The sequence below is a fragment of the Bradyrhizobium cosmicum genome, assembly GCF_007290395.2.
Taxonomy (GTDB): Bacteria; Pseudomonadota; Alphaproteobacteria; order Rhizobiales; family Xanthobacteraceae; genus Bradyrhizobium; species Bradyrhizobium cosmicum.
This window is the reverse complement of the sequence record NZ_CP041656.2, coordinates 1,088,213-1,108,863: the sequence shown is the minus strand read 5'-3', so window position 1 is coordinate 1,108,863 and position 20,651 is coordinate 1,088,213. Positions and strand designations below refer to the sequence as shown.

Sequence of the window (20,651 nt, the reverse complement as noted above, 5' to 3'; positions counted from 1 at the left end):
TTCATTCGCTCCTTTTTGGCGGGGGCGCGGTGACGTCCCCCGTGAGATCGTAGGTCACCATGGTCTCGCCGGACTGCGGCCGCTCGAGCCAATCCTTGTGGCGCATCGACAGATGCACGTCGTGCACGCCGGCTTCCCAATGCTCGACCATGGCGACATGCGAGAAGTCGTAGTCCTTGGACGAGGATTCGTAGTTCTTGCTGCGGTAGATCAGGTGCACCACGGTGACGGTGCTTTCACGCGATACCTTCGCGAGGAATTCCACGGAAGGGTCGTTCTTGAGATAATCGGGCAATTTGGAAATCAGGTCGCGCACGGCCCTGCGGGCGTTGTGCAGCTGCCTGTTCTTGTCGGTGTTCATCCGCGTCCGGCTGGAGAAGCGGATGTCCTTCTCGCGCTCGGTGGCCTCAAGCAGCGAATTCGGCAAATCGCCCCGCGCGCTGAACAGGTCGACCTGGAAGATCAGCATGTCGCGATCGACCTCGGCGTCGAGCACATAGTCGAGCGGCGTGTTTGAGGCGATGCCGCCGTCCCAGTAGTGCTCGCCGTCGATCACGACGGAGGGAAAGCCCGGCGGCAGCGCGCCGGAGGCCATGATGTGCTCGGGGCCGATGGTCTTGCCGAGCTTCTTGAACTCGTAATTGTCAAAATATTTGAAGTTGCCGGAGGTGACGCCGACAGCGCCGACCGACAGCCGCGTCTTCAGATCGTTGATGCGATCGAAATCGACCAGCCGCTCCAGCGTCTTCTTCAGCGGCGCGGTGTCGTAATAGCTCTCGGCCTGCGGACTGCCGGGCGGCCACAGCGGCGCGGGCGGGACCCGCGGCGTGAAAAAGCCGGGCACGCCGAAGGTCGCGATCAGCGCGGCGCTGGTCGAGTTGAACAGCTCGCGGCTATGGTCGCTCTTGCCGATCGGTTTCCACGGCACCGGCGCCGAGACCATTTCCCAGAATTCCTTGAGCCGCTTGACGCGGGTCGGGCCTTCGTTGCCGGCAATGATGGCGGCATTGACCGCGCCGATCGAAATGCCGGCGACCCATTCCGGCTCGAAGCCGTAGCCGCACAGCGACTGATAGGCGCCAGCTTGATAGGAGCCGAGCGCGCCGCCACCCTGCAACACCAGGACGCGTTGCGCATTCGCGGGGACGCTGGCGGATTCAGGACTGGTGTGATCGGTCATTCGGGAACAATAGCAGATGACGAACGACCGTGGCGACTGATCGCCGCGGCGTCAATGCATGCCGGGATCAAGTCTGGCTTATCGGGGGTCCGTCGAGGCCAGGATCATGGTCCAGAACACCTTGTACTTGGTGCCCGGAGCATAGCTCGCCGCGATGCCCAATTTTGTGACACCACCCTTGAGCATGTTGGCACGGTGCGGGGGCGAGTCGCGCCAGCCGGAAAACGCTTCCGCCAGCGTATGATAGCCGGCCGAGATGTTCTCGACCGCCACGGTCGCGGGATATCCGCCGGCGGCAAGGCGCTTGGCCAAGGGCGCGCGGACGTCATGGTCCATCTTGTTGGCCGCCGCCATGGCATTGGACTGGGATTCGGCAAGCCGCATCAGATCGGGGTCGACTACGATGGTGCCGAGGGCGTTGTTCTGGCGGTATTGCGAGATCATGATCGCGGCCGCCTGGGCATCGAGCTTGGTGCCCGGGACCGCCATGTCGGCATACATCGACGGCTGCTGCTGGATCGGTGCCTCATTGCCGGCACAGCTGGCGAGAAGCAAAGCAATGAGTATCGCGGCCGCAGCGCGCATGAATCGAGCCCCCAAAGGAAGGGCCGTTGTTGCATACCAACCGTGGCTGAAAGGTGAATTTTGAGGAAAAATTGACCTTCCGCGGGGCGTTAGACGCCCGCAAATATCCGGTAGCGGCGGGGCTCGAGGCCAATCGTGTCGCCGGCACGCAATTCCCTCTCGCGCGGGGCGTCGATCTCGATGGTCTCGCCGCCCGAGAGTGCCACCTCGGCCCGCTGCACCGGGCCAAAGTTACGGACATGCCGCACGGCGCCCTCGAAGGCTCCGCTGCCGGGCGGGCCGATCAGCATGTCGTGTCGCCGCACGAACAGCCTTGACGCGCCAGGCGCAAGACCGTCCGCCGCAAGGCGGAGCGGCCGGTCACCGAGCCGTACAACGCCGTCGGCAATCTGGACCGGCAGCTCGATGGATTCACCTATGAAGCCATGCACGAAGGCGGACGCCGGAGTCTCGTAGACGTCGCCGGGGGAGCCGATCTGCTCGATCCTGCCCTTGTCCATCACCACGACGCGATTGGCGACTTCCAGCGCTTCCTCCTGGTCGTGGGTGACGAAGATCGAGGTCACGTTGATCTCATGATGCAGCGAGCGCAGCCATTTGCGCAGCTCCTTTCGCACCTTGGCGTCGAGCGCGCCGAACGGCTCGTCGAGCAAGAGGATGCGCGGCTGGATCGCGAGCGCGCGCGCAAGCGCAATGCGCTGGCGCTGGCCGCCGGAGAGCTGACTCGGATAGCGGTCGGCGAGCCAGTCGAGCTGCACGAGATCGAGCAGCTCCTTGACGCGCGCACGGATGGTTGCCTCGTCCTTGCGGATCGCGCGCGGCTGCACGCGCAGGCCGAAGGCGACGTTCTCGAACACCGTCATGTGGCGGAACAGCGCGTAGTGCTGGAACACGAAGCCGACATGACGTTCGCGCGCGCCCTGCGCCAGCGCATCCTCGCCATTGATGAGCACCTCGCCGGAATCGGGCCAATCGAGCCCGGCGATGATCCGCAACAGTGTGGTCTTGCCGGAGCCTGACGGACCGAGCAGCGCCACGAGCTCGCCGCTCTCGACCTTGAGGTCGACGCCGTCCAGAGCGGCAAAATTGCCGAACTTCTTGACGAGATTCCTGACTTCAATGGTCATTGCCGTCTTGTCCTTCGTCGAGATGACGTTCGAGAACGGTTTTGGCGATCAGCGTGATCAGCGCCAGCATCGCCAGCAGGGATGCGATCGCGAAGGCGGCGACGAACTGGTATTCGTTGTAGAGAATCTCGACCAGCAGCGGCATTGTGTTGGTCTCGCCGCGGATGTGGCCCGAGACGACCGACACGGCGCCGAACTCGCCCATCGCACGCGCATTGCAGAGCAGGACGCCGTAGAGCACGCCCCATTTGATATTCGGAAGCGTGACGCGGAAGAAGGTTTGCAGGCCGGAGGCGCCGAGCGAAATCGCCGCTTCCTCCTCCTGCGTGCCCTGCTCCTGCATCAAGGGGATCAGCGCGCGCGCCACGAAGGGGAAGGTCACGAAGGTGGTGGCGAGCGCGATGCCGGGGACCGCGAACAGGATCTGGATGTCGTGATCGCGAAGCCAGCCGCCGAAATAGCCCTGTGCGCCGAACAACAGCACGAAGACGAGGCCCGAGATCACCGGGCTGACCGAGAACGGCAGATCGATCAGCGTGATCAGGAAGGTCTTGCCGGGAAACTCGAACTTGGTGATGGCCCAAGAGGCGACGAGGCCGAACACCAGATTGAGGCCGACCGAGATCGCCGCCACCAGCAGCGTCAGCCTGATCGCGGACAGCGCCTCCGGATCGGCCAGCGCGGAGAGATAGGCGAGGAATCCCTTCGAGAGCGCCTGCGCAAACACCACGACGAGCGGCAGCACGACGAAGACGGAGAGGAAGATCATCGCCAGCGCGATGATGACGATGCGCACCGCCCTCGGCTCGGTACGAAGGTTGTCCCGCGCGGCCGCTGCATGCGCACGCGCCTTCGCCTCCGATGGCGAGAGCGAAACCGAATCTGCGATCTGCATCGTCATGGCCCGCCCTCAACGCACCGGAATCCGGCTCTGCGCCCAGCGCTGGAGCCGGTTGACGGCGAAGATGATGACGAAGGACACGACGAGCATGACGACCGCGATCGCAGTTGCGTCGGCATAGCGGAACTCGGACAAACGGATCACGATCAGCAGCGGTGCGATCTCGGAGACATTCGGCAGATTGCCGGCGATGAAGATCACCGAACCGTATTCGCCGACCGCTCGCGCGAAGGCGAGCGCGAGGCCCGTGAGCAGCGCCGGCGCGAGCGATGGCAGGATCACGCGAATGATGGTCTGCCAGCGGCTCGCCCCCAGGCTGCCCGCAGCTTCCTCGATCTCGACATCGAGATCCTGCAGCACCGGCTGCACCGTGCGGACTACGAAAGGGATGCCGATGAAGATCATGGCGACGAAGATGCCGAGCGGCGTGAACGCCACCTTGATGCCAAGCGCCGCGAGTGGCGCGCCCAGCCAGCCCTTTTCGGCGAACAGCGAGGTCAGCGCGACCCCGGCGACCGCCGTCGGCAATGCGAAGGGGACATCCACAATCGCATCGAACAGCCGCCTTCCGGGGAAGCGGTAGCGCACCAGCGCCCAGACGATGATGCTGCCCATCACCAGATTGACGCAGGCCGCCGCGAAGGCGAGGCCGAACGAAACCCTGAGCGCATTCAGGGTTCGCCGACTGGAAAGAATATTCCAGAACTGCTCGGGGCTCAGTTCGAGCGATTTCAGGAACAATCCGGCGAGCGGAATCAGGATGATCACAGACAGCCAGGAAAGCGTCAGTCCCATCGTAAGACCGAAGCCCGGCAATGTCCGGCGTCGTGCTGCAATTGCGCTCACCAGGCCCCCTGCTAAAGCCTCTTAGGACAGCGCCCGATCAGTTCTTGTAGATCTGATCGAAGACGCCGCCGTCGGCAAAATGTTCCTTCTGCGCCTTGGTCCAGCCGCCGAACACATCGTCGATCGTGAACAGCTCGACCTTTGCAAAGGAGTTTGCATACTTTTTGGCGATTTCAGCATCGCGCGGACGGTAGAAATTGCGCGCGGCAATTTCCTGACCTTCCTTGGTATACCAATACTGGAGATAGGCATCGGCGGCGTTGCGGGTGCCCTTCTTGTCGGCCACCTTGTCGACGATCGCGACCGGCGGCTCGGCGAGGATCGAGAGTGGTGGCGCCACGATCTCGAACTTCTCGGGACCGAACTCCTTCAGCGCGAGAAACGCCTCATTCTCCCAGGCGAGCAGCACGTCGCCGACGCCGCGCTCGACAAAGGTCACGGTGGCGCCGCGCGCGCCGGTATCCAGAACCGGCACCTGCTGGAACAGCTTGCCGATGAAATCCTTGGCCTTGTCGGGCGAGCCGTACTTCTTCTGCGCAAAGCCCCAGGCCGCAAGATAATTCCAGCGCGCGCCGCCGGAGGTCTTCGGGTTCGGCGTGATCACGGCCACCCCCGGCTTGAGCAGATCGTCCCAGTCCTTGATGCCCTTCGGATTGCCCTTGCGCACCAGGAACACGATGGTCGAGGTATAGGGCGAGGAATTCTGCGGCAGCCGCTTCTGCCAGTCGGTCGCGGTGAAGCCCTTGTTCGCGATCGCGTCGATGTCGTAAGCGAGCGCGAGCGTCACGACGTCCGCCTGCAATCCATCGATCACGGCGCGCGCCTGCGAACCGCTGCCGCCATGCGATTGCTTGATCTCAACGCTCTTGCCGGTTTCCTTCTGATAGGCGGTCGCGAACGCCTTGTTGAACTCGACATAGAGTTCGCGCGTCGGATCGTACGACACGTTCAAAAGATTGATGTCAGCGGCGAGAGCCGCGCTTGCCCAAAGCAATCCTGCCGCGAGCGGAACGATACGGCGCATCATGTCCATCTCCATTCACGTCGACGACTTCAGCGTCGTCAACGGCACGCGGGCATAACTCAGGGCGAAACGCGTTCAAGTCAACGGAACCGGATTTTCTTGTTTGAAGAGTCGCGGCCCGCCTGTGCTACGAAGTCTTCATCGTGTGGATGCCGCATTCTGTCTTGGCCCGGCCGCGCCAGCGACCGGCGCGTGCATCCTCGCCCTCGGTGGTTCTGCTGGTGCAAGGCATACACCCAACCGACAGGAAACCGGACTCCACCAGTGGATGACGCGGCAATTTAGCGCGGACGAACATCGCCTCGAGTTCCTCGCGCGAGACATTGGCGAAGGGGTTGAACTTCAAGCGCGCACCATCATCCTCGACGACCGGAATGTCGGTCCGCGCACTGCCTTGAAAGCGCTTGCGACCGTTGATCCAGGCATCGAACGGCTTCAGCGCGCGCGCCAGCGGTTCGACCTTGCGGATTCGGCAGCAGGCGTCGGGATCGGAGAACCAGAGGTCGCGCTCGGAATCGTCGCGCGACAGCGTCTCCTCCGCCGGCTTGATCGAGCGAACGTCCTTGAGGCCCAGCGCGGCAACCAGCGTGTCGCGATAGGCGAGTGTCTCCTCGAACAGCCAGCCGGTGTCGAGGAAGATCACGGGGATTGCCGGATCGACGTCCGCCATGACCTTCAGCAGCGTCGCCGATTCCGTGCCGAAGGACGATACCAGTGCAAGCTTGTCGCGCCCGATCGTCTTCAGTGCCGTCGCGATGATTTCGGCAGGAGAGGCATCGCGCAACGCGTGATCGAGCTCCACCGCCGAAGGCAGCGCGGAGACGGACGCCGACGAAACCCGGGGCGCGATTGCGTTCACGTGCCGACACCCTCGGAGTGACGGAGTTGCATGCGCCGGTGCAGCGCCGTGATCCGGCCATCGCCGGTCGGCTGGTAGAACACCGAATAGCGCTTGGCGGTCTGCATGAAGGCGTCCGCGTCGGCCTGCTTCTTGACCTCGAAGGAATCGAAGCCGGCCCGCAGCATGAACACGAACTGGTCGCGCAGCACCTGCCCCGTCGCCCGCAACTCGCCACGATAATTGTAGCGCTCGCGCAGCAGCCGCGCCTGGCTGTAGGCGCGTCCATCGCGGAAGCTCGGAAACACCAGCGCGACCACGGCGATCTTGCCGAGATACGGGACGAGCTCGCCGATGTCCCGATTGTTCGGCCAGATCACACCGACCTTGCCGCTGCGCTTGAGCAAAGCTTCTGCGTCGGCCAAGAAGCGCTCGGCCGGCACCAGGATGTCACCGCCTTCGGGCAGCGGCGTGTCGACGGCGAGCTTGACGAAGCTGTCGTCGGCGATCTTTCCGCCGTTAACGAGTGGCATAGACGCGCTCCTTGAAGGGTTCGACACCGAGGCGCTTCACCGTATCGACGAACAGCTCTTCCGGCCGCTCGCGCAGCGCAAGATAGGCTTCCACGATGTCCTCGACGACGTCGGCGACCTCGTCGAACTTGACGCCCGGCCCGATCAGATTGCCAAGCGCGGCGTTCTCGTCGGCACGGCCGCCGATGGTGATCTGATAGACCTCCTCGCCGTTCTTCTCGACACCGAGAATGCCGATATGGCCGACATGGTGATGGCCGCAGGCGTTGATGCAGCCGGAGATGTTGATGTGCAGCCGGCCAATCAGATTGGCGAGCTCGTGGTTGGCGAAGCGCCGGGTCAACTCCTGCGCGATCGGGATCGAGCGTGCGTTCGCGAGCGAGCAATAGTCGAGCCCCGGGCAGGCGATGATGTCGGTGATCAGATTGACGTTCGGCGTGGCGAGGCCGAGCTTGTCGAGCGCCTTCCACAGTGCCGGCAGGTCGCGCTTGGCGACGTGCGGCAGCGCGAGATTCTGCTCGTGGCCGACGCGGATCTCGCCGAAGGAATATTTGTCGGCAAGATCGGCCAGTGCGTCCATCTGCTCGGCCGTGGCATCGCCCGGAGGCGCGCCGATCGGCTTCAGCGAGACCGTGACGATGGAGTAGCCAGGGTTTTTGTGCGCGGCCACCGAGTTCTTGCGCCACGCCTCGAAGTCGGGATCGGCCGCGGCCTGCCGCAGTTCGTCCGGCATATGCGGCAGCTTTTCGTAAGACGGATAGATGAAGCGCGAGCGGATGTCCTCGATCACCTCGTCATCGATCTGGAGCGAAGAATAGCGGATATGCTGCCACTCCTCCTCGACCTCGCGCGAGAATTTCTCGATGCCGAGTTCGTGCACCAGGATCTTGATGCGCGCCTTGTAGATGTTGTCGCGGCGTCCGTACTGGTTATAGACGCGCAGGATGGCCTCGATGTAGTTCAAGAGGTCACGGCCGTGGACGAAGTGCTTGATGGTCTTGCCGATGAACGGCGTGCGGCCGAGGCCGCCGCCGACCAGCACCTCGAAGCCGGTCTCGCCCTTCTCGTTCTTGATCAGGCGCAGGCCGATGTCGTGGACCTTGATCGCGGCGCGGTCGTGATCCGACGCGGTGATCGCGATCTTGAACTTGCGCGGCAGGAACGAGAATTCCGGATGCAGCGTGGTGTGCTGGCGGATCAGCTCCGACCAGATGCGCGGGTCCTCGATCTCGCCGGGCGCGACGCCGGCCCACTGGTCCGAGGTGACGTTGCGCATGTTGTTGCCGGAGGTCTGCATCGCGTGGATGCCGACCTCGGCGAGATCGGCAAGCGCATCCGGCAGGTCCGACAGCTTGATCCAGTTGAACTGGATGTTCTGGCGCGTGGTGAAATGGCCGTAGCCGCGGTCGTATTTGCGCGCGACATGGGCTAGTTGCCGCAACTGGTTCGACGCCAGCGTTCCGTAGGGAATCGCGACGCGGAACATGTAGGCGTGCAGTTGCAGATATACGCCGTTCTGCAGGCGCAGCATCTTGAATTCGTCCTCGGTGAGTTCGCCCGAGAGACGGCGCTGCACCTGGTCGCGGAATTCCAAGACGCGCTCGTTGACAAGCGTGCGGTCAATTTCGTCGTAAGCATACATGATTGAAGTGCCTTAAAGCTCGACTTGCAGCTCGACCTGCGATCAGACCGGCAGGTCGATTGTCACGCCGTCGCGGCGGATCTGCTCCCGCAGATTGCCCGGCAGGATCTTGCCGGCTTCGTCGACTTGCACCGGCGCAATATAGGGACCGATCGCGCCGACGTCATCGGCCACGGCCTCGGCGAGCAACGCTTTCGCCTCATCGGAGTTTCGCACGATCGCGGCGTCGGCGAGGTCAGCCGACCACCCCTTGGCGGCGGTCCGATAGACGACGATGCCGTCCCAGGTGCGGTTGGCTGTCACCACCGAGGAACCGTTGATTTTGAGTTTCTGTTGCAGAGGAGAGGTCATTCGGCAGCATCCAGCAGGTCAGAGATGATGTGTTGGGGTGTGTCGCGGCGAAGCGAACCGGCATGCCGGACCACCTCGCCGATGATGAGGATGGCGGGACCGCCTTGGGTCCGCCGCACGAGCTCGGGCAGGTCGCACAACGTGCCGACCGCGCCTTGCGCGTCCGGACGCGTGACGCGGGCGAACACGCCGACCGGCGTCTCCGGCGAACGGCCGGCGGCGAGCAGGCCGGCGCGTATCGCGGGCGCAGCGGTCAGCCCCATGTAGACCACGACGGTCATCCTGGTGTCGGTCAGCGTCGACCAGTCCACCGCCTCGGCGTCGCGCGCCTTGTGCGCTGTGAGGAAGGTGATGCGGGTCGCTTCATGACGATAGGTGAGCGGCACCTCGAAATCAGCGGCACCGCCGAGTCCCGCGGTGATGCCGGGAATGATCGAATAGGCGATACCGGCGGCGCGCAGCGCTTCCACCTCTTCGCCGCCGCGGCCGAACACGAACGGATCTCCGCCCTTCAGCCGCACCACGCGCTGGCCGGATCGTGCGGCCTCGATCATGCACTGGTTGATGGCGTCCTGGCCGATACCGGGCTTGCCGATGCGGCGGCCGACCGGAACGCGCGTGGTATCGCGGCGGATACGGTCGAGGATTTCAGGCGAGACCAGCTCGTCATGAAAGACGATGTCGGCGTCCTGCAACGCGCGCAGCGCCTTGATGGTGAGAAGATCGGGATCGCCGGGGCCGGCGCCGACCAGCGCGACCGAGCCTTCCGGCTCGCCGGCGCGCGCGAATGCGGACGGATCGGAAATGGCCTTGAGCGCTGCGTCCGCTTCGCCCTTGCGGCCGGCGAGCACGGCGGCCCCGATCGGGCCGTCAATGATGCGCTCCCAGAAGCGGCGGCGCAGCGGAAACTCGGCGATACGTCCATTGATGGTTTTGCGGAAGCTGCCGATGAACTCGGCGAGCTCGCCGATGCGCGCCGGGAGCAGCGCCTCGATCTTCTCACGCAGGCGCCGTGCCACCACCGGCGAGGTCCCACCGGTGCCGACAGCGACCACGACATCGCCACGATCGACGATCGCCGGAAAGATGAAGCTGGAATGTTCGAGATCGTCCATCACGTTGACGGGCAGGCCGAGTGCCTTGGCCCGAACCGACATCACGATGCCGACGTCGCCCGCACCAGCGCAGACGACAGCGATGACGCCAGAGAGATCGGCGGTGAGCGGATCGCCGGCCGCGACGTCTACGCGTGCTGCATCCTCAGAACCGAGGCCCAGATCATGATTGCCGTCGATCGCATGCACGCGGATATGCGCGCCGGCAGCAGCGAGCACGCGCAGCTTGGCGCGCAAAAGCTCACCCGCGCCGATGAGAACCACCGGACCGGCCTTGAGATCGAGGAACACCGGCAAGAACCGCATGCGATACTCGCTTCCCCCACATCCGGGGTTGACTGGAATTATTTTCTATATATGTGTCGTTTCTAGCGCGCAAAGAGAAAATTTTTTCTTCTCTTCCGCGTCGCAACTATAGAATTTTCGCCTCCAAACGCAAAGTGGCAGAGATGCATCTTCTCAGGACCGATTCCGGTGCAGATGGACGGGACTCCCGCTCCCCCGTTTCCGAGCAAATTCCCGTCGCGCTGACCGCGCCCAGCATGGACCATTTGGACCAGCTCGAGGCCCAGAGCATCTACATTTTCCGCGAGGCCTTTGGCCGTTTGAAGAAGATCGCCCTGCTGTGGTCGCTCGGCAAGGACTCCAACGTCATGATCTGGCTGGCGCGAAAAGCGTTCTTCGGCCGGCTGCCGTTCCCGGCCCTCCATGTCGACACCGGCAAGAAGTTTCCGGAAATGTATCGGTTCCGCGACCATTACGGCAAGGAGTGGGATCTCGATTTGCGCGTCGAGCCCTGCCCGCCGATCGATGCCGTCGATCCAACGCTGCCGCCGGCTGCACGTTCCGCCGCGCGCAAGACCGAGGGCCTCAAAATGGCCCTCGCCAAATACGGCTTTGACGGACTGATCGCCGGCATTCGCCGCGACGAGGAGGCAACCCGCGCCAAGGAACGCGTGTTCTCGCCGCGCGGGCTCGAAGGCAATTGGGACGTGCGCGATCAGCCGCCGGAGTTCTGGGACCATTTCAACGCCTCGCCGCCGCAGGGCGCGCATTTGCGCATCCATCCGATCCTGCATTGGACCGAGGCCGACATCTGGGCCTACACCAAGCGCGAGAACATTCCGATCATCCCGCTCTATCTCTCCCAGAACGGCAAGCGCTACCGCTCGCTGGGTGATCAGGACATCACCAACCCCGTGAATTCGACCGCATCGAATATCGACGAGATCCTGGCCGAGCTCGAGCAGACCAAGGTGCCGGAACGCGCCGGCCGTGCGCTCGACCACGAGACTGAGGACGCCTTCGAGCGTCTGCGCGTCGCCGGCTATCTCTGACCTCAGGACGCAACGCGGCCATGAACATGATCGTCACCCCTGCTTCGCCCGCGACGCCAAATGGCACGACGCGACCGCAAGTCCGCATCGTTATCGTCGGCCATGTCGACCACGGCAAGTCGACGCTGGTCGGCCGCCTGCTGCACGAGACCGGCAGCCTGCCCGACGGCAAGCTCGAAATGCTCAAGGCCGTCAGCGCGCGGCGCGGCATGCCGTTCGAGTGGTCGTTCCTGCTCGACGCGCTCCAGACCGAGCGCGACCAGGGCATCACCATCGACACCACGCAGATCCGCTTCCGCACCAATTCGCGCGACATCGTGCTGATCGACGCACCTGGTCACGCCGAATTCCTGCGCAACATGATCACCGGCGCCTCCCAGGCCGACGGCGCGGTGCTGATCATCGATGCGCTGGAAGGCGTGCGCGACCAGACCAGGCGGCACGGCTATCTCCTGCACCTGCTCGGCGTGAAGCAGGTCGCTGTCGTCGTCAACAAGATGGACCGCGTCGATTTCTCCGCGGATCGCTTCAAGGCGATCAGCGACGAGATCTCCGCGCATCTGAATGGCCTCGGTGTGACGCCGACGGTGATCATCCCGATCTCCGCGCGCGATGGCGACGGCGTCGCCGAGTACACCATCCGCATTGGCTGGTACAAGGGACCGACCGTGGTCGAGGCACTCGACGCCCTCGAGCCGGCGCGGCCGCTCGAAGCGCTGCCGCTGCGCCTGCCCGTGCAGGCAATCTACAAGTTCGACGACCGCCGCATCGTGGCAGGGCGCATCGAATCCGGGAGCCTGATTGCCGGCGACGAGATCGTGATCATGCCGGCCGGCAAGATCGCCAGGATCAAGACGGTCGAGAGCTGGCCGGTGACGCCGGTCGCGGGACGTCAGGGCGCGGGCCGCTCGGTCGGTATCACGCTCGACCGCGAGCTGTTCATCGAGCGCGGCGACATCGTCGCGCACGCAGGATCCGCCCCGCGCGAGACGCGTCGGCTTCGCGCGCGCATCTTCTGGCTGCACGAGAAGCCGCTCGCCAAGGGTGACCAGCTGCTGGTCCGCTGCGGACCGAAGGAGAGTCGCGCCACCGTCGTCGCGATCGAGAAGGCGGTCGATCCCGGCGAACTCTCGAGCGTCGAGAACAAGGCGATCGGCCGCAACCATGTCGGCGAGATCGATATCTCGCTGTCCAGTCCGATCGCGACCGACCCCTACACCGAGAACCCGCGCACCGGCCGTCTCGTGATCGAGGTGTCCGGGCGTATCGCCGGCGGCGGACTCGTGCTGTCGGTCGAGGCAGGCCAGCGTGCGGTGCCTGTCGACATCGTGCCGGTGGAATCGGCGCTGCGGCCGGATGAACGCTCCGCGCGCTACCGGCATAACGGCGCCGTGGTCTGGCTCACGGGCCTGCCGGCCTCCGGCAAGTCGACGCTGGCCAAGGCGCTCGAGCGGCGACTATTCACCAACGGGGGCTCGCCGATCCTGCTCGACGGCGACACGCTGCGCGCCGGCCTCAACAGCGATCTCGGCTTCTCCGCCGCCGATCGCAGCGAGAATATCCGCCGCCTCGCCGAGGTCGCGACGCATCTCGCCCGCAACGGCCATATCGCGATCGTCGCGGCCGTCTCGCCGGCTCGCGAGGACCGCGCCACCGCACGCCGCATCGCCGATACCGCGTTCCGCGAGATCCACGTCGCGACGCCCGCGGAAGTCTGCGAGGAGCGCGATCCCAAGGGCCACTACAAGAAGGCCCGCGCCGGTGCGCTGGCTTCGTTCACCGGCATCGGCAACGACTACGAGACGCCCGAGGCTGCCGAGCTGGTGATCGACACGTCGACGCGAACGGTTGCCGCGGCGGCGGACGAGATCGAACAGATGCTGAAGACGACCGGCGTGCTGTTCGACGAAGTCGTGGACCTCGCCGCGAATATTTAAGGCCTATTCCGCTGTCGTCGCCCGGCTTGACCGGGCGACCCAGTATTCCAGAGACAGTGTTGGGTACAGAGAAGCCGCGGCGCGCTGGCTCGCCCCCTCTCCTTGACATTTTGACAACTTTCGGAGGCCTTCTCACGGCCCCGATTTTGGGGCTAATAAGGCCCCGAAAGCCGCTCCCAGTGGGCGCATTTTGCTGCTGTCGGGTCAAAAGCAGCCAAAAACAGCCATTTCCAACAAGAAAGACCATCATGAAACGCGTCGACGCCCACGGATTGAAGATTGCACCCGTCCTGTTTGACTTCATCGCCAAGGAAGCGGCCCCGAAAACGGGGATCGCGCCGGATGCGTTCTGGGCCGGGGTTGCCGCCATCATCAAGGAGCTGGGGCCGAAGAACCGCGCACTGCTGACGTTGCGGGACACGCTGCAGGCCAAGATCGACGACTGGCACCGCGCCAACAAGGGCAAGGCGTTCGACCTCGATGCCTATACCGCCTTCCTCAAGGAGATCGGCTATCTCGTCCCCGAGCCTGCGACGCAGAAGGTCGAGACCGCCAACGTGGACGAGGAGATCGGCAAGATCTGCGGCCCTCAGCTCGTCGTTCCGCTCACCAATGCGCGCTATGCGCTGAACGCGGCGAACGCGCGCTGGGGCTCGCTCTACGACGCCTTCTACGGCACCGACGCGATCCCGCACGATCCTTCCGAAGCCGGCAAGGGTTACAACAAGGCGCGCGGCGACAAGGTGATCGCCAAGGCCAAGACCTTCCTCGATGCCGCCGTGCCGCTTGCGACCGGCAGCCATACCGACGTCACCGCCTATAGCATCGTCGCCGGCCAGCTCGCGGTGAAGCTGAAGAGCGGCAACGCCACCGCGCTGAAGAACGCCGCGCAGTTCGCGGGCTTCCAGGGCGATGCAGCCGCGCCGAGCGCGGTGCTGCTCGCCAACAATGGCCTGCACGTCGAGGTCAAGATCGACCGCAGCAGCACGATCGGCAAGGACGATCCGGCCGGCGTCGCCGACATGATCATGGAGTCCGCCGTGTCGACCATCCTCGACATGGAGGACTCGGTCGCGGCGGTCGACGCGGAAGACAAGGTGCTGGTCTATCGCAACACGCTCGGCCTGATGAATGGCACGCTGTCGGCCGACTTCGAGAAGGGCGGCAAGACGCTGACGCGTTCGCTGAATGCCGACCGCAGCTACAAGACGCCGGACGGCAAGGGCGAGGTGAAGCTGCACGGCCGCAGCCTGCTGCTGATGCGCAATTGCGGTCACCACATGTTCACGGACGCTGTGCTGGACGAGACTGGCGAGGAAGTTCCGGAAGGCTTGCTCGATGCCGCCGTCTCCGGCTTGCTCGCGATTCACGACCTCAAGGGCAACTCGAAGGTCAAGAACAGCCGCACGGGATCGGCCTATATCGTCAAGCCGAAAATGCACGGCCCGGACGAAGTCTCGCTCGCCTGCGAGATCTTCGACCGCGTCGAGAAGATGCTCTCGCTGCCCGAGAACACGCTCAAGATCGGCATCATGGACGAGGAGCGGCGCACCACCGTCAACCTCAAGGCCTGCATCCAGCGTGCCTCCAAGCGCATCATGTTCATCAACACCGGCTTCCTCGACCGCACCGGCGACGAGATCCACACCTCGATGGAAGCGGGCCCGATGATCCGCAAGAACGAGATGAAGGCGCAGGCCTGGATCAAGGCCTATGAGGACTGGAACGTCGACATGGGCCTGATCGATGGCCTGCCCGGCCACGCCCAGATCGGCAAGGGCATGTGGGCCGCGCCCGACAAGATGGCGGACATGCTGCAACAGAAGCTCGCGCATCCGCAGGCCGGTGCCACCACCGCCTGGGTGCCCTCTCCGACCGCGGCGACACTGCACGCCCTGCACTATCACCAGGTCAACGTCATCGCCCGCCAGCAGGAGCTGACCAAGGGCGGCCCCCGCGCGAAGCTCTCCGATATCCTCACCATTCCGGTATCGAAGTCGAACTGGGCGCCCGACGACGTCAAGCAGGAGATCGACAACAATTGCCAGGGTATCCTCGGCTATGTCGTGCGCTGGATCGACCAGGGCGTCGGCTGCTCCAAGGTGCCTGATATCCACGACGTCGGCCTGATGGAAGACCGCGCCACCTTGCGCATCTCAAGCCAGCATCTCGCCAACTGGCTGCACCAGGGCGTGATCACCGAAGCGCAGGTGATGGAATCGCTCAAGCGCATGGCCGTCGTCGTCGACAAGCAGAACGCGGGCGATGCGATCTACAAGCCGATGGCGCCCAGCTTCGACGGCGTCGCCTTCAAGGCCGCCTGCGACCTGATCTTCAAGGGACGTGAGCAGCCGAACGGCTACACCGAATACATCCTCACCGCCCGCCGCCGCGAGGCGAAAGCGGGCGGCTGAGCCCAATCAAGCGAACACCAAAAGCCCCGGCTCACGCCGGGGCTTTTTTGTTTGGGGCGAGACAGGACGGCTAGAATACCGCCAGATATTTCAGCAGCGAGACGATGCCGATGATAATGACAACCACCCGCGCTATCTGCTTGGCGCGGCCGTCCATCGGCAGCATGTTGATGAGATAGAGCACGAGAATAACGACGAGAAATGTGACGAGTACGCCGACCAGCATCGCAAGGCCCCCTTCAGGCAAATTGCTAACGGTATTCTAACGCCCATCTCCCGCGCCGGTTCCATTCAGGCAACTCCTTGCAACTTCTAGTAATTCCGTAGTTCTACAGGCAGGCTGTCTGCCTAAAACTTTACCCTTTTCCTTTCAGATGCAGAAACCGTTTGGGCCGCGCGTCGCAAACGGCATGCGATTGCCGATCTGCGGCGCCCACTGTTTTCCATCTTGCCGGGCGTCTCTGCGTACTTTGAAAATAGGACTTGGGGAGACCTCGATGCTCAATCGTCTGACCGTATCCGCACTGCTGAAGGCGGTGATCGCGATCACGTCGGTCTGCGTGGTGATTGCGCTCTCGCTCACCGCCTATGCGTCCTGGGATCGCCTCAAGACCGCCAACCGCATCTCGCAGATTGCGGATGCCTCCGCCGATCTGTTCAAGGCGATGCACAATCTGCGGACCGACCGCTCGACCACCACGCGGCTCCTGAACGCGGCCGAGCCGATGGATTCCGAGATCGAGAAATACCTGCGTGCGCTCCGCGATGCGCAGATGCCGGCGATGGCGCGCGCACTCGAGCTGCTGCCGAGCATGGATTTCCCACAATCGGCGACGCTGGTGCCGGAGCTGTCGCGTCTCTACAAGCTGCTGGTCGAGGAGCAGAAGCAGTTCTGGGAGGACGTCGCCAAGCCCAAGGATCAGCGCCGCGCGGGTCTGCCGAAGGAATACTTGGAGACGACGCAAGGCCTGCTAGACGTGCTCGACAAGCTGTCGAACACGCTGGCCGCAACCGTCAACCACCAGGACGCCGAGATCGACCAGTTGCTGTCGATCAAGCAGAGCGCCTGGCTGCTGCGCAACACCGCAGGCGAAGCCTCGCTGATCGTCTCGACCGGGCTTGCGGCCGGCAAGATCACGCCGGAGGGCCGCTACAATTATACCCAATATGTCGGCGGCACGACTGCGATGTGGAAGGCGCTGGAATTGTCGACCTCGGGCATGCAATTGCCGGCTGGCCTCACCTCCGCCATGGCTGCGGCCAAGACGGCCTATTTCGAGCCGCAATACCTGGCTCTGCGCGACCGTCTCGCGGACACGCTGGTCAAGGGCGAGAAGGCCGAGATGACCGCCAACCAGTGGAGCCCGATCACGGTCGGCCGCATGGCGAGCGCGGTCGCGGTGGCCGAATCCGCCCTCGACGCCGCCAAGGCCCATACCCAGGAGCAGCGCGGTGCCGCCCAGCGCGCGCTGATCGTGCAGCTCGCGCTGCTGGCGCTCGCCATCGGACTCGCTGTTGGCACCATCGCGCTGGTCAGCCGCCGCGTCATCACTCCGCTGAACACGATCCGCGATGCCATGCTGAAGGTAGCCGGCGGCGACCTCGCGGTCGACAGCGGCTATCTCGACCGCCAGGACGAGATCGGCGCGCTGGCGGGCGCGCTGCAGACCTTCAAGCAGCAGGCCATCGAGAAGCTCAAGATCGAGGAGCACGAACGCGAACGCAATCGCGGCGCAGCCGCTCGCCAGCGCGCCGTCGAGGCCTATGTCGGCGAATTCGAGGGCGCGGTGCGCAAGACGCTGGGCGAACTGAGCGAAGCTTCCGGCCAGATGCGCAAGACCTCCGGCGATCTGTCGGCCGTGTCGCGCCAGACCAACGACCGCGTCCAGGTCGCCGGCAAGGCCTCGAATGACGCTTCCATGAGCGTCGACAGCGTTGCTGCCGCTGCCGAGGAGCTTTCTGCCTCGATCAACGACATCAGCCAGCAGGCTGCCCATGCCGCGGGCATCGCCAGCCGTGCCGTCACCCAGGCCCGCGAGACCGACGGCACCGTGCAGGGACTGGCCCAGTCCGCGGGACGCATCGGCGAGGTCGTTGGACTGATCAACACCATCGCGGCGCAGACCAATTTGCTCGCGCTCAACGCCACGATCGAAGCCGCGCGCGCCGGGGAAGCCGGCCGCGGCTTCGCGGTCGTCGCGTCCGAGGTGAAATCGCTGGCAAGCCAGACCGCAAAAGCCACCGAGGAAATCTCCGGCCAGATCGCCGACATCCAGAGGGTCGCCAGCGACGCCATCAACGCGATCCAGACCATCGGCGGCATCATTGGCGAAGTGAACGAGGTCGCGACCGCGATCGCCGCCGCGGTACAGGAGCAGGGTGCGGCGACCCAGGAGATCACGCGCAGCACGCAATTCGCGGCGCAGGGCACCAAGAACGTCACGGACAATATCAGCGGCGTGAAGACCGATGCCGACGCCGCCGCGGCCGCCGCGGACAATGTGAAGCAAGCCTCCGAGATGCTGGAGACCCAGAGCCGCCAGCTCGGCCACGAGGTCAGCGACTTCCTCGGCAAAATCCGCGCGGCGTAAGAAAAGGATGCGCAAGGCCGGCCGGGCCCCGTAATTTTACGGCAGGAGCACTGTCTAAGTTTTTACTCTTTACGGGCCAAATGCACTCCAGGCGCCTGCCATTACGCATGCGCGTCTGTTGGGGTGTCCGATGCTCAATCGCCTGTCCGTTTCCGCGCTGCTGAAGGCGGTGATCCTGTCCACCGCGCTGGTCATCGTCATCGGCTTTGCGATCAGCGCGTGGAGCTCATGGGGCCGGCTGCAGCAGGCCAACCGGATCGTCGCGGTCTCCGCAGCTTCCGCCGACGTCTTCAAGGCGATGGCGAACATCCGGGCCGATCGCTCGACCACCAATCGACAATTGACCAGCGACATCAAGGTCGATGCGGATATCGAGAAATACATCCGTGGCATCCGCGACGAACTGATGCCTGCGCTGGCGCGTGCAATCGACATCCTGCCCTCGATCGATATCCCGCAACGCGATGCGATCGTCGCCAACCTCACCCGGCTCAACAAGGCACTCCTGGCGCAACAAGCCGAATTCTGGACCGAGGTCGCCAAGCCCAGGGCCTCGCGCCGCGTAGCGCTCGCCACTGAATATCTCGAGAGCGAGGACGGGCTGATGACCATCCTCGAGAAGCTCTCGCCCGTGCTCGCCGCCAGCGTCAACCACCAGGACGCCACCATCGACCAGTTCCTGATGATCAAGCAGATGGCCTGGTTGCTGCGCCAGAACGCCGGCGAGTCTTCCGTCATCGTTGGAAATGCGCTGAGCAGCGGCAAGATCGCGCCCGACACTCAGGTCGCCTTCACGAAATTCCTGGGCGCGACCGATGCCGCCTGGAGCGCGATCGAGCTTGCCGCCACCGGCATGCAACTGCCGCCGGCGCTCTCCGCGGCCATGAGCGAGACCAAGTCGGTCTATTTCGACCCGCAATATGCCGCCACGCGCGACGGCATCATCGCGACGGTTGCCAAGGGCGAGAAGCCGTCGATGACGGCCAATCAATGGAGTCCCTACTCGGTCGGCCGCATGGCGAGCGCCATCAGGCTCGCTGACGCTGCGCTCGCCGCAGCCAGAGATCACGCCGCCAACCAGCGCGCCGGAGCCCTGCAATCCCTGCTGGTCCAAATGGCCCTGCTCGTCGCCGCAATCGTCCTGACGGGAGCAACCACGCTGGCGGTCAGCCGCCGGGTGATCACGCCGCTGCACCGGATTCGCGATGCCATGCTCAAGGTCGCCGGCGGCGATCTCGGCGTCGACAGCGGCTATCTCGACCGCAAGGACGAGATCGGCTCGCTTGCCGGCGCGCTGGAGACCTTCAAGCAGCAGGCGATCGACAAGCTCAAGATCGAGGAGCAGGAGCGCGAGCGCAACGCCGGCGCGGCCGCGCGCCAGCGCGCGATCGAGGGCTATGTCGGCGAGTTCGAAGGCGTGGTGCGCAAATCGCTGGGTGAGCTGAGCGAGGCTTCCGGCGAGATGCACAAGACCTCGGGCGATCTGTCCGAGGTGTCGCGCCAGACCAATGAGCGTGTCGAGGTTGCAGGCAGAGCTTCAAACGAGGCCTCTTCCAGCGTCGAGAGCGTCGCGGCCGCCGCCGAAGAGCTCTCCGCCTCCATCAACGACATCAGCCAGCAGGCCGCCCATGCCGCAGGCATCGCCAGCCGCGCCGTCAACCAGGCGCGTGAGACCGACGGCACCGTTCAGGGGCTGGCGCAATCCGCTGGCCGCATCGGCGAGGTTGTCGGCCTGATCAACACCATCGCGGCGCAGACCAATTTGCTCGCGCTCAACGCCACGATCGAAGCCGCACGCGCCGGCGAAGCCGGGCGCGGCTTTGCCGTGGTCGCCTCGGAAGTGAAGTCGCTGGCGAGCCAGACCGCGAAGGCAACGGAGGAAATCTCCGAGCAGATCGCCGACATCCAGAAGGTCGCCGGTGACGCCATCAACGCGATCCAGGCAATCGGCGGTATTATCGGCGAAGTCAACGAAGTCGCCACCGCGATCGCGGCCGCCGTGCAGGAGCAGGGTGCAGCGACGCAGGAGATCACCCGCAGCACGCAATATGCCGCGCAAGGCACCAAGAACGTCTCCGACAACATCACCGGCGTGAAGGCCGATGCCGACACCGCAGCCGGCGCCGCGGACAACGTCAAGCATGCCTCGGAGACTCTGGAGACGCAGAGCCGCCAGCTCGGCCAGCAGGTCAGCGACTTCCTTGGGAAGATCCGCGCGGCTTAGCTGGCA

Annotated in this window: 17 protein-coding genes; 5 read left to right on the top strand and 12 right to left on the bottom strand. The window is 64.4% G+C overall.

Annotated elements, in window-relative coordinates; genetic code table 11:
- Nucleotide 1: 1 nt before the first annotated feature.
- From FNV92_RS05105 to cysG, 11 genes are all read right to left on the bottom strand, one after another.
- Complete coding sequence (locus FNV92_RS05105; RefSeq protein ID WP_014439672.1) at nucleotides 2–1,180, bottom strand: DUF3734 domain-containing protein; 1,179 nt, start codon at nucleotides 1,178–1,180, stop codon at nucleotides 2–4.
- 78 nt (nucleotides 1,181–1,258) lie between these two features.
- A complete protein-coding gene (locus FNV92_RS05100) occupies nucleotides 1,259–1,765 on the bottom strand; it encodes a CAP domain-containing protein (RefSeq protein WP_143841847.1) in 507 nt (168 codons plus the stop codon).
- Between the two features lie 89 nt (nucleotides 1,766–1,854).
- The gene (locus FNV92_RS05095; protein ID WP_143841848.1) at nucleotides 1,855–2,892 is read right to left on the bottom strand and encodes a sulfate/molybdate ABC transporter ATP-binding protein; all 1,038 of its coding nucleotides are present in this window, start codon (nucleotides 2,890–2,892) and stop codon (nucleotides 1,855–1,857) included.
- On the bottom strand, nucleotides 2,882–3,793 hold the full coding sequence (cysW, locus tag FNV92_RS05090) for a sulfate ABC transporter permease subunit CysW (protein WP_014439669.1): 912 nt from the start codon (nucleotides 3,791–3,793) through the stop codon (nucleotides 2,882–2,884). The genes FNV92_RS05095 and cysW overlap by 11 nt, the downstream gene beginning before the upstream one ends.
- 9 nt (nucleotides 3,794–3,802) lie before the next feature.
- Nucleotides 3,803–4,588 (bottom strand): sulfate ABC transporter permease subunit CysT, encoded by a 786-nt coding sequence (cysT, locus tag FNV92_RS05085; protein WP_244623765.1) that lies wholly within the window; start codon nucleotides 4,586–4,588, stop codon nucleotides 3,803–3,805.
- 88 nt (nucleotides 4,589–4,676) lie between these two features.
- On the bottom strand, nucleotides 4,677–5,678 hold the full coding sequence (locus FNV92_RS05080; RefSeq protein ID WP_143841850.1) for a sulfate ABC transporter substrate-binding protein: 1,002 nt from the start codon (nucleotides 5,676–5,678) through the stop codon (nucleotides 4,677–4,679).
- 112 nt (nucleotides 5,679–5,790) lie between these two features.
- Nucleotides 5,791–6,522, bottom strand: coding sequence for a phosphoadenylyl-sulfate reductase (locus FNV92_RS05075; RefSeq protein WP_143841851.1), 732 nt, complete (start codon nucleotides 6,520–6,522; stop codon nucleotides 5,791–5,793).
- Nucleotides 6,519–7,034: a DUF934 domain-containing protein gene (locus FNV92_RS05070; RefSeq protein ID WP_143841852.1), complete on the bottom strand. Its 516-nt coding sequence runs from the start codon at nucleotides 7,032–7,034 to the stop codon at nucleotides 6,519–6,521. The genes FNV92_RS05075 and FNV92_RS05070 overlap by 4 nt, the downstream gene beginning before the upstream one ends.
- Complete coding sequence (locus FNV92_RS05065; RefSeq protein ID WP_143841853.1) at nucleotides 7,021–8,676, bottom strand: nitrite/sulfite reductase; 1,656 nt, start codon at nucleotides 8,674–8,676, stop codon at nucleotides 7,021–7,023. Before FNV92_RS05065 ends, FNV92_RS05070 begins: the two co-directional genes overlap by 14 nt.
- Before the next feature lie 42 nt (nucleotides 8,677–8,718).
- Nucleotides 8,719–9,027, bottom strand: a complete 309-nt coding sequence (locus FNV92_RS05060) for a DUF2849 domain-containing protein (RefSeq protein ID WP_014439663.1) — start codon at nucleotides 9,025–9,027, stop codon at nucleotides 8,719–8,721.
- A complete protein-coding gene (cysG, locus tag FNV92_RS05055; RefSeq protein WP_143841854.1) occupies nucleotides 9,024–10,448 on the bottom strand; it encodes a siroheme synthase CysG in 1,425 nt (474 codons plus the stop codon). The genes FNV92_RS05060 and cysG overlap by 4 nt, the downstream gene beginning before the upstream one ends.
- A 236-nt stretch (nucleotides 10,449–10,684) precedes the next feature.
- On the opposite strand from cysG, the gene cysD reads away from it, so the two are divergent.
- The 3 genes from cysD (at nucleotide 10,685) to FNV92_RS05040 (ending at nucleotide 15,830) form a co-directional block, all read left to right on the top strand.
- Nucleotides 10,685–11,479, top strand: a complete 795-nt coding sequence (gene cysD, locus FNV92_RS05050) for a sulfate adenylyltransferase subunit CysD (RefSeq protein ID WP_143841855.1) — start codon at nucleotides 10,685–10,687, stop codon at nucleotides 11,477–11,479.
- Nucleotides 11,480–11,499: 20 nt separating this feature from the next.
- Complete coding sequence (cysC, locus tag FNV92_RS05045; protein WP_143841856.1) at nucleotides 11,500–13,416, top strand: adenylyl-sulfate kinase; 1,917 nt, start codon at nucleotides 11,500–11,502, stop codon at nucleotides 13,414–13,416.
- Nucleotides 13,417–13,664: 248 nt separating this feature from the next.
- Nucleotides 13,665–15,830 (top strand): malate synthase G, encoded by a 2,166-nt coding sequence (locus tag FNV92_RS05040; protein ID WP_143841857.1) that lies wholly within the window; start codon nucleotides 13,665–13,667, stop codon nucleotides 15,828–15,830.
- 70 nt (nucleotides 15,831–15,900) lie between these two features.
- Here the strand turns inward: FNV92_RS05040 and FNV92_RS05035 are convergent, their stop codons facing one another.
- On the bottom strand, nucleotides 15,901–16,056 hold the full coding sequence (locus FNV92_RS05035; protein ID WP_007599832.1) for a Thivi_2564 family membrane protein: 156 nt from the start codon (nucleotides 16,054–16,056) through the stop codon (nucleotides 15,901–15,903).
- Between the two features lie 271 nt (nucleotides 16,057–16,327).
- Between FNV92_RS05035 and FNV92_RS05030 the strand changes: the two genes are divergently transcribed.
- Together FNV92_RS05030 and FNV92_RS05025 are read left to right on the top strand one after the other, a co-directional pair.
- Nucleotides 16,328–18,421: a methyl-accepting chemotaxis protein gene (locus tag FNV92_RS05030; protein WP_168213346.1), complete on the top strand. Its 2,094-nt coding sequence runs from the start codon at nucleotides 16,328–16,330 to the stop codon at nucleotides 18,419–18,421.
- Nucleotides 18,422–18,551: 130 nt separating this feature from the next.
- A complete protein-coding gene (locus tag FNV92_RS05025; RefSeq protein WP_143841859.1) occupies nucleotides 18,552–20,645 on the top strand; it encodes a methyl-accepting chemotaxis protein in 2,094 nt (697 codons plus the stop codon).
- The last annotated feature ends 6 nt before the right edge of the window (nucleotides 20,646–20,651 follow it).